At 70.9% G+C, this 8,791-nt stretch carries 7 protein-coding genes and 1 pseudogene; 3 read left to right on the top strand and 5 right to left on the bottom strand.

Annotated features, from left to right (window positions below; all coding sequences use genetic code 11):
- Nucleotides 1-85: 85 nt before the first annotated feature.
- A complete protein-coding gene (locus tag NYZ98_RS18580) occupies nt 86-751 on the bottom strand; it encodes a PASTA domain-containing protein (protein ID WP_262844068.1) in 666 nt (221 codons plus the stop codon).
- Nucleotides 752-1,289: 538 nt separating this feature from the next.
- Here NYZ98_RS18580 and NYZ98_RS18585 point away from each other — a divergent pair.
- Nucleotides 1,290-1,976, top strand: coding sequence for a helix-turn-helix domain-containing protein (locus tag NYZ98_RS18585; RefSeq protein WP_262844069.1), 687 nt, complete (start codon nt 1,290-1,292; stop codon nt 1,974-1,976).
- Nucleotides 1,977-2,257: 281 nt separating this feature from the next.
- On the opposite strand, the gene NYZ98_RS18590 is transcribed toward NYZ98_RS18585, so the two are convergent.
- Entirely contained in the window at nt 2,258-3,478 is a 1,221-nt protein-coding gene (locus NYZ98_RS18590) for a helix-turn-helix domain-containing protein (RefSeq protein WP_262844070.1), read from the bottom strand.
- A gap of 211 nt (nt 3,479-3,689) precedes the next feature.
- On the opposite strand from NYZ98_RS18590, the gene NYZ98_RS18595 reads away from it, so the two are divergent.
- Nucleotides 3,690-3,839, top strand: coding sequence for an NUDIX domain-containing protein (locus NYZ98_RS18595; RefSeq protein WP_262844071.1), 150 nt, complete (start codon nt 3,690-3,692; stop codon nt 3,837-3,839).
- Between the two features lie 163 nt (nt 3,840-4,002).
- On the opposite strand, the gene NYZ98_RS18600 is transcribed toward NYZ98_RS18595, so the two are convergent.
- On the bottom strand, nt 4,003-4,965 hold the full coding sequence (locus tag NYZ98_RS18600) for a helix-turn-helix transcriptional regulator (RefSeq protein ID WP_262844072.1): 963 nt from the start codon (nt 4,963-4,965) through the stop codon (nt 4,003-4,005).
- 96 nt (nt 4,966-5,061) lie between these two features.
- Between NYZ98_RS18600 and NYZ98_RS18605 the strand changes: the two genes are divergently transcribed.
- Nucleotides 5,062-5,688 carry a TIGR03086 family metal-binding protein gene (locus NYZ98_RS18605; RefSeq protein ID WP_262844073.1) on the top strand — a complete coding sequence of 209 codons (627 nt, stop codon included), beginning with the start codon at nt 5,062-5,064 and terminating at the stop codon, nt 5,686-5,688.
- Between the two features lie 114 nt (nt 5,689-5,802).
- On the opposite strand, the gene NYZ98_RS18610 is transcribed toward NYZ98_RS18605, so the two are convergent.
- On the bottom strand, nt 5,803-7,194 hold the full coding sequence (locus tag NYZ98_RS18610) for a class II fumarate hydratase (protein ID WP_262844074.1): 1,392 nt from the start codon (nt 7,192-7,194) through the stop codon (nt 5,803-5,805).
- 15 nt (nt 7,195-7,209) lie between these two features.
- Nucleotides 7,210-8,791: pseudogene (locus tag NYZ98_RS18615) on the bottom strand (hypothetical protein); the annotation flags it as partial.

Below are 8,791 nucleotides of genomic sequence, written 5' to 3' on the forward strand. Positions count from 1 at the left end.
GGCCAGGTCCCCGGAAGACCCGATGCGCACTGAGACCCCCGGTCTTCGGGGAGATCGTGGCGGCGGAGATCCGGCGGTCCCTGCGCTAGCACCACCAGCGGTGGCTACAGAATCGGCTTTCGCCCCGCCCGTTAGGCGGGTTGAGGTTGCCATTCGGCAGATCACCAGTACCGCTCGACATGCCGAAGTTGTAGCCGATCACCAGTTTGATCTTCTGGCCGATCCGCAGCGGCCGGCCAGGTTTCGGGGACTGAGCGAGCACCACGTCCTTGCCCACCGCCACCCTCGTTGACTCCTTGCTCGCGGAGTCCACCGTGGAATCCACAACGTCGAACAGGCCGTCGGCTTTGGTCTCCGACCAGCCGACCACGTTGGGCATCTTCCGATGCTTCCGGTACCAGGCCCACTCCTCGCGGGTCACGAACTTGACGGCTACCTCGGCGCCCGCCTTGACCACGGTGCCGGGTTTCGGCGACATCCGGTAGATCACACAATCGGTTTCGTCGGGACAATAGCTGCTGCTCCCGATGCCGTCGGCCGACAGGTCCACCCCGAGCGCCTCGGTCTTGTTCTCGGCGTCGACGAGGGTTGTCTTCCGCAGATCTGGGACGTACACCGGCCCTGCGGGCTGAGCGGCCTGCGCCGGGTCGTCACCCCCGAATACCGACTCGATGAGCTTGCTGCAACCGCCGACGATCAGAAGAACGACGATCACCGGGCCGACGAGATTCACCGTCTTCGCACGCGCCATGAGGTGACGGTAGAGGCCGATATCACCCAGTGAGGGCGCCGTTACAGAAAACAGATCAAAGGCGCTCTCATTTGGGCTTATGTCCATCCGATATCCAGCGATACGACGCGACTTCAATACATGACTCACGGGTGGTGGTGGAGCTTGACTCTCCTGGAAGAGTTCGCCGTCCTGTCTGAGGAGCTCGACCTCGGCACGTACGGACGGCACCCTCTACCTGACCACCATGCCGTCCGGCTCGGCCGAGTTCGTGGTCCTCGCCCGGTACGGCGGCCCGGAATCGGCCGCGACCGACGGCTACGACGAGCCGTCCACCCAGGCCCGGGTTCGCGGCCCGGCCTCCGACGGGCGGCGGTACCTGGTTGCGGGATGCGATCGGCTCCCAGTCCGGGCCCATCCACATCGGCACCGGCGCCTCCGGGCGCCACGAGTACACCGTCAACTTCCGGGTCGAGGTCAGCCGACCGCGCATGAACGGCTGGGGACGTCGCGTTCGGGGACTTGAGGTTCCAGTGGGTGGAAGGTGCAGCCTGGGGTCATGGATGGCGAAGGGGAGTTGCTCACCATTGGGCAGTTGGCGGGGCGTACGGGGTTGTCGGCGCGGACGATCAGGTTCTGGTCGGACGCGGGGGCGGTGCCGCCGTCGGGTCGTTCGGCGGGGGGTTACCGGTTGTACGACGACGAGGCCGTGGCGCGGCTGGAGCTGGTGAGCACGCTTCGGGATCTCGGGCTGGGGCTGGAGGTGATCCAGCGGATCCTGAGCCGGCGGACGTCCCTGGCCGAGGCGGTCGAGGTTCATGCCGAGGCGCTGGACGCGGAGATCCGGCTGCTCCGGTCCCGCAGGGCGATCCTCCGGGGTCTCGCCAAGTACACCGATATCAGGGAGATGCCGCAGATGCACAAGCTGGCACGGAAGTCGGCGGAAGAACGTCAGCAGATCATCGACGAGTTCGTGACGTGGGTCTTCGAGGGAGTCGGCGGTCAGGAGACCGAGATCGTCGCGGGGTGGATGCGGGAGATGCCGAGCGAACTGCCGGACGATCCCGCGCCCGAGCAGGTCGAGGCGTGGATCGAGCTTGGCGATCTCGTCGCGGACGCGGACTTCCGTGGGGCGGTACGGCGGCTGGTGCTGGGCGGGCGGGAGGACAGCCGCCTGGAGTTCGGCCTTGAGCTGCGGCCCCTGGTCCTGCTGAACGCGGGCGGCGCCGTCGAGGAGGGCGTCTAGCCGGGCTCAGCGCGTGGCCGCATCGTCCTGGATCGGATCGTCCCGGCGGACCAGTCCTCGGAGGAGAACGCGGACCTGATCGCCTGGCTCGAAGGGGTCACCGATCCGGCCATCGAGCGGTACTGGCACCTTCTGAGCCTGGTCAACGGCCGCATCCCAGACGAATCAGCCGTACCAGCCTTCCAGTGGCTCCTCAGCGCCATGCGCGCCCACCGCTGAACCGGCAGGGTCCTCCGGGCGTTCTGCCTCCGGGAAGAAGTCCACTGGCCGGGAGCATGGGGTCAGTGCATGCCGAGCCAGGTGGCGAAGGTGCTGAGGGGTTTGGAGCAGCGGCGGTCGAGTTGTACGAGCATTCGTATGGTTTCGCGGACCATGGGGTGGTTGCGGGTCTGCTGGGGGGCGACGCGGCGGGCGTCCAGGAGCGTCGCGAAGGATTTGCGGCGGTCGCCGTGGTAGAGCCAGCCTCGGGCCAGGTCGATGTAGTGGTGACCGAGCCGGACGGGCGCGACCGATGGCGGCAGCGGCTCCTGCCCGGCCAGCCGTACCGCCTCGGTGCCGTCGCAGAGCTCAACGGCGACCGCGACGTGATGCATGATCACGTTCGAGGGGCCGAACTCGAGTCCGTAGTGGTTCGCGTCGCCCCCGAGGTACCGTGCGGCCTCCCGCGCGTACTCGATGTGCTCCAGCGCGGTCGGGCGGTTCGCGGCGCGTGCGGCGAACACGGCCGAGCGGAGGTGCGCGGCGCCGTACATGCTGATCTCGGCAGGGCTCAGACGGCTGGGATCGTCGCCGATCTCGCGTCGGATCCGCTCCAGCAGGACGAGCCCCTTGTCGTAGCTCGCGGTGTTCAAGAAGAGCGTGGCGCGCTGCCACTGCGTGCGGGCGACCCGAAGCGGGTCCTGCGACTCGGAGGCGGCCCAGGCGACGCGTTCCATGGCGAGGCCGCGCAGGTCCAAGAGGCCGAGGGCGTAGGCGATGGCCGTGGCCCCCGTGTAGGCCTCGGAGAGCAGTGCGTACAGCTCGTTCCTCCGCGAGCCGTCGGCCGACCGGGCGGCACGGGTCAGCTCGTCCAGGAGCGCGGGGAGCATCTCGCCGAGCTGGGCGTACCTGGCCTGCCTGCCGAGGGCCGAGGCGTGGGCGACGTCGGCGCGCAACCGCTCGACCGGGCGAACAGGCATCTCCTCGTCAGGGAGGTCCCAGGTCAGCAGCGCCCGCCGTACCTCCGGAACGGCCGCATGGATCCGCCCCTGATGGCGGCCGGTCTCCTCGTACGGCTGTCCGGTGAGGGTGCCCGGGGCGGTTCGCAACGCTCGCGCGACGCCTGCGACGAGGGCGGGGGTGGCGGGCTTGTGACCACGTTCGACCTGGGCGATCAGGCTCTTCGAGCAGGGAACGAGCTCCGCCAGCCGCGTCTGGGTGAGGCCGCGCAGCTTACGCTCACGAGCGATCCGGAAGCCGATCGACTCGTCGCGGCCTTCGGGTCCTGAGGTTTCTCCACGCATTGAAAGTCCCTCGCCTGTGCCGATGTCCTCCAGGTTAGGGGAGGGGGCGCGGTGGTGCCGGAGATCGGTCATGAGCCGGTCGAGTGCCGGTATTGGACGGCGGCCCCGGCGAACCGACCAGTCCGATCACCTGCGGGTGTCCACTCGCTCCGGCAACGTTGCCGGACGCGGCGACCCGCCCGCACCAACCTCGAAGACAAGGAACGACGTCATGCCCGAAGAGCGCTACAAGACCCCTATCGACCTGCACGTGATCCTGCGCCGAGGCGGTGAGATCCTGCTCGGCCGACGCCGGAACACCGGCTTCCACGACGGGGACTGGCACCTGCCCTCCGGACACATAGAACCGGGCGAGTCCTGATCACGGGTGGCCTCATGGACACGGGTGCGTCGGCTACCTGCCGGCAGGGGCGAAGCCCTTCGAAACACTGTTCGAGCGGAGCGAGAGCCTTTGTCCATGGCTGTCAGGAACTGCTCCATGCTCCGAGCGGCCTCGACCATCGTTGACGGGCATGCCGGTCGGCCTACCCGTCGAGGGCTTCGGTGTAGCGGCGGGCGAGGGTGCGGATGTGGGCGACCAGTTCGGGTGGGCCGTCGACGCGGAAGTCCATCATCAGCATGCTGAGGTAGATGGCGATGGTCTCCAGGGCGTCGGCACCGGTGACGAGGACGCTGGTGTGGGAGTCGACGGCTTCGACGACGCCGACGGCGGGGTTGATGCGGGCGATCACGGTTTCGGCGGGGGCGAGGACGGTGACGCGGGCGTGGACCTTCCAGCCGGTCTGCGCGACTTCGCGCAGGACGAAGGCGACGAGGTCGTCGTCGGGCAGGGACCGGGCGGCGAAGCGGCGGGACGCGGACCGGACGCGGGTCAGGTCGGCGACGGGTAGCGCCTGCCAGGCGTGCGCGCCGAGGTCGTAGGCGACCAGGAACCAGCGGCGGCGCCAGCTGATCAGGCGGTAGGGCTCCACCTCGGTCTCGGTGTCGGCGCGGGTCGCCGACAGGGTCGCGCCATCGCGGATCGCGCCCGCGACGACGGTGAGGGTGGCGGCGGGCACCGGGGCGTCCGGCTCGCGGGAGCCGACGGTGGCGGGCCCGACCGCGGTGGCCGACCGCAGGGCGGTCACCTTGCGCTGCAGGCGTTTGGGGAGGATCTGCTGGAGCTTGGCGAGTGCCCGGGTGAGGCTGGCGTCGATGTCCGCGATCCCGGTGGAGCCGTCCTCGGCCAGGCCGACGGCCAGCGCCACGGCCACCGCCTCGTCGTCGTCGAGCAGCAGCGGGGGCATCTTCGCGCCCTGTCCGAGCCGGTATCCGCCTACCGCGCCGCGCACGGCGTGCACCGGATAGCCGAGTTCGCGGAGGCGCTGAATGTCGTGCCGCAGTGTGCGTCCGGTGACGCCGAGGCGCTCGGCGAGTTCGCGGCCGACGTAAGACCGGTCCTGCAGCAGGGACAGCAGGCGCAGCACTCGGGTCGTCGTCGGAGCCATCGAATTCCCACCCTCACCAAGCAATTAGGAACGAAAGTAGCCTAATGGGCCCCTAGGTTGGTGTCACAGGCAAGGAAGAGATCGAAAGGCAAAATCATGAACACGACCGACACCGACACCGTCACCTCCCTGCGGCCGGTCTGGCGTGAGGTGCTGGCCGCCTCGTACCGGGCGCTGGAGAACAGCGTCGCGGGTGTGCGGGACGGGCAGGGGGACAACGCCACCCCGTGCTCGGAATGGACGGTCACCCAGGTGATTCAGCACGCCGCGGGCGACCAGCTCGCCTACGCGAAGATGCTCGGCATCGGAAGCGGTCCGGCCTACGACCCCTTCTCGCCTTCCGGAGCCGTCGACGGCACCGCGGCGGAGCTGGTGAAAGACGCCATCGAGCAGACCGCCGCGGCGTGGGCGACGGTGTCCGACGACACCGAGACCGTTCCGACGCCGCTGCCGCACGGTGACCTGCCCACCCCGGTCGCCGCGGTGATGTGCGCGCTCGACGCCGCCGTGCACGCATGGGACATCGCGATCGCCACGGGCCGGCCGTCCCCGCTTGACGACGAGCTCGCGGGCCATCTTCTCGCCGCCGCGCGGGGAATCGTCGAACCGCTGCGCCAGTGGGGCGCCTACGCTCCCGTGGTGGAGGCCGAGGCCGCCGGCAGCCCTTCCCCCACCCCGGTCGTCGACGACCTGCTCCGCTACCTCGGCCGCACCCCGCGCTGACGATCGTCATCCCGCTACGCCCCGCTGGAACTCCTCGGCCTGGTCCGCGCAGCGAGGGTGACTGATCACGACTGATCGCAATTGATCACGACCGGTACCGCGCGGCCCGGGGGCCTACTGGGGGCGGATGGTCATGGCGAGGACGTCGAGGGCGGCGTCGAGTTGGTCCTCGGTCAGCTTGCCCGAGGTGACGTGCCCGCGTTCGATCACGACCTCCTTGATCGTCTTGCGCTCCTTGAGCGACTGCTTGGCGATGCTCGCCGCCTCCTCGTACCCGAGGTAGCGGTTCAGCGGTGTCACGATCGACGGCGAGGACTCGGCGTACTCGCGGAGCCGCTCGCGGTTGGCCGTGATCCGGTGGACGCACTTGTCGGCGAGCAGCCGGGACACGCTGGCCAGCAGGCGCGAGGACTCCAGGACGTTCCGGGCGATGACCGGCATCATCACGTTGAGCTCGAAGGTCCCCGACGCCCCGGCGAACGTGACGGCCGCGTCGTTGCCGATCACCTGGGCCGCCACCATGCAGACCGCCTCGGGGACGACCGGGTTGACCTTGCCGGGCATGATCGAGGAGCCGGGCTGCAGGTCGGGGAGGTTGATCTCGCCCAGGCCCGCGCGCGGCCCCGACCCCATCCACCGCAGGTCGTTCGCGATCTTGTTGAGGGACACGGCGATCACGCGGAACTGCCCGGACAGCTCGACCAGCGCGTCACGGGCGCCCTGGGCCTCGAAGTGGTCCCGCGCCTCGGTGAACGGCAGCTCGGTGGCCTCCCTCAGCTTGCGCACCACCCCCTGCGCGAAGCCCGGCGGGGTGTTGATGCCCGTGCCGACCGCCGTGCCGCCCAGCGGCAGCTCGGCGACCCGGGGCAGCGTCGAGCGCAGCCGCGCGATGCCGTTCTCCACCTGCGCGGCGTACCCGCCGAACTCCTGGCCGAGGGTCACGGGCGTGGCGTCCATCAGGTGGGTGCGCCCGGCCTTGACCAGCTCGGCGAACTCCACGGACTTCTGGCGCAGCGCCACGGTCAGGTGGTCCAGCGCCGGGATCAGCTCGTAGACGACGTCGATCATCGCCGCCACGTGGATGGACGACGGGAACACGTCATTGGACGACTGTGAGGCGTTGACGTGGTCGTTCGGGTGCACCTGGCGGCCGAGGCGCTTCTCGGCCAGTGTGGCGACCACCTCGTTGGCGTTCATGTTGGAGGAGGTGCCCGAGCCGGTCTGGAAGACGTCGATCGGGAACTCGCCGTTCCACTCGCCCTCGGCGACGTCGGTGGCGGCCTCGGAGATGGCCTCGGCCATGTCGCCGGTGAGGACGCCCAGCTCGCCGTTCACCTCCGCCGCCACGGCCTTGATCAGCCCCAGCGCGGCTATGTGGGCCGGTTCGAGCCCGCGCCCGGAGATCGGGAAGTTCTCCACCGCTCGCTGCGTCTGCGCCCGCCACTTGGCCGCCGCCGGGACGCGAACCTCGCCCATCGAGTCATGTTCGATCCGGAAATCCTGCATGACCCCAGTCTTGCTCTACGAACCGCCGGATGTGCTCCCGCGGGCCGGGTGGAACGAGGACAGCACCGTCACGAGCTGTGGCCGGTGGCTCTTCCACGTGGTCTCCGGCGTGGACCAGTAGATCGCGTAGCTCGGGCCGCCCGGCACCGACACCCAGCGTGAGAGCACGTGCGCCGGGCCGGTGGGCGCGGTGTAGGTGAACTCCCAGTCGGCCACCTCGGTGCCCGCGTACGGCGCCGGGCGGGTCACGGCGAGGCGGACGAGCTTGTACCCGGGATAGGTGCCCGCCGCGAGGGCCCGCTTCTCCGCCGCGCGCGCCGCGCCGAGGACGTCGGCCGTGCCGTCCGCCGAGCGGCTGATCCGCACCGTGCGGACGTCCCCGGCGGCGCTGAACCCGACGCTGCCGCCCTTGGCGACGGCGCGCAGCTTGGCCGGCAGGTCGATCACGAAACCGGTCTTGTCGACGTACCGGCGAAGGCCCGGCGCGGGCGCGGCGTCCGCGCTCGCGCTGCCCTTCTCGACGGACGCCGCGCCGACCGGCACCTTGGCCCCCGCGGGAGCGCTGGGAGCGCTGTGCGAGAGCGCGGCGGCGACGAGCATGACGATGGCCGCCAGCCCGAGCAGGGCGACGACGACCAGGATGATCATCCCGGTGGGGCTGCCGCTCCGGGGCGGGGCCGTGCCCTGGAAGGCGAACAGGTCGGTGCCGAGGCCGTTGTCGGCGGCGGGGTCGTTCCACATGGTGGCCTCGTCGGGCGCCACGCCCTGCTGGGCGAACGCCTGCGCGGACCCGGGCGGGCCGCCGAAGGCCTCGGCCCCCGTCCTGGTCGGCACGTCGTCGGGCCCCTGCGGCGCCTGGTCCCAGGGCCGCGCTTCCATCTTCGGCACGACCTGGGTGCGCTCGCTCGCGGGGACCGGCTGCTGCGGCGCCCGGCCGTACGGGTGCGCGTACGGGGCGGCCGGAGGCGCCGGTGTCCTGGACGGGACGGGCGGCGCGGCGGCGGCCGGGGGCATGGCCGGGGCCGGGGGAGGGGGCGGTGGTGAGGTGATCGCCGGGATCTGCCCCACCATCGTGGACTGGGCGTCCTCGTCGTCCGGGGCGGGAGGGGGGATGCGCAGGCCCGACCTCGGACGGATGACCGTCATGGTCTGCTCGGGATCGGCGTCCGGGTCGAAACCGGCGCCCGCCAGGAACCCGGCGTCCACCTCGAACCCGCTGTCCGGCGTGGGCTCCGCGTCCGAAGCCGCGTCCGAAGCCGCGCCCGAAGCCGCGTCCGAGACCGTGTTCGACCCCGCGGCGGCCGGAGCCTCCGGCGGGCCGGTACGCCTGCCCGCCGCGCCGGGCTGGGGCCAGGCCATGGCGGGCGTGGGCGTCGTCGTCGGGTTGGCGCGGGCCGGAGGGGTCTTGCCCGGCGAGGCGGCGGGGCGCCCCGGGGGAGGCGGAGCGGCGCCCGGTGTGGCCGGGATGGTGGCGCCCGTCTCGGTACCCGGAGGGTCGGCCGGACCGCCGACGGGTGCACGAGGCGTGGCACGGGCGGGAGCGCCGGGGGCGGGCGAGGCGGCGGGCTTCGTACGGGGCGGCGCGGGTGGGGCGGCG

The sequence above is a fragment of the Sphaerisporangium corydalis genome (assembly GCF_025506355.1).
Taxonomy (GTDB): domain Bacteria; phylum Actinomycetota; class Actinomycetes; order Streptosporangiales; family Streptosporangiaceae; genus Sphaerisporangium; species Sphaerisporangium corydalis.

What these genes read in the sequence shown, in the direction of transcription:
- NYZ98_RS18590 (WP_262844070.1), bottom strand. Translation starts at nt 3,478, where the DNA reads ATGCGTGGAGAAACCTCAGGACCCGAAGGCCGCGACGAGTCGATCGGC.
- NYZ98_RS18580 (WP_262844068.1), bottom strand. Translation starts at nt 751, where the DNA reads ATGGCGCGTGCGAAGACGGTGAATCTCGTCGGCCCGGTGATCGTCGTT.
- NYZ98_RS18595 (WP_262844071.1), top strand. Translation starts at nt 3,690, where the DNA reads ATGCCCGAAGAGCGCTACAAGACCCCTATCGACCTGCACGTGATCCTG.
- NYZ98_RS18605 (WP_262844073.1), top strand. Translation starts at nt 5,062, where the DNA reads ATGAACACGACCGACACCGACACCGTCACCTCCCTGCGGCCGGTCTGG.
- NYZ98_RS18600 (WP_262844072.1), bottom strand. Translation starts at nt 4,965, where the DNA reads ATGGCTCCGACGACGACCCGAGTGCTGCGCCTGCTGTCCCTGCTGCAG.
- NYZ98_RS18585 (WP_262844069.1), top strand. Translation starts at nt 1,290, where the DNA reads ATGGATGGCGAAGGGGAGTTGCTCACCATTGGGCAGTTGGCGGGGCGT.
- NYZ98_RS18610 (WP_262844074.1), bottom strand. Translation starts at nt 7,194, where the DNA reads ATGCAGGATTTCCGGATCGAACATGACTCGATGGGCGAGGTTCGCGTC.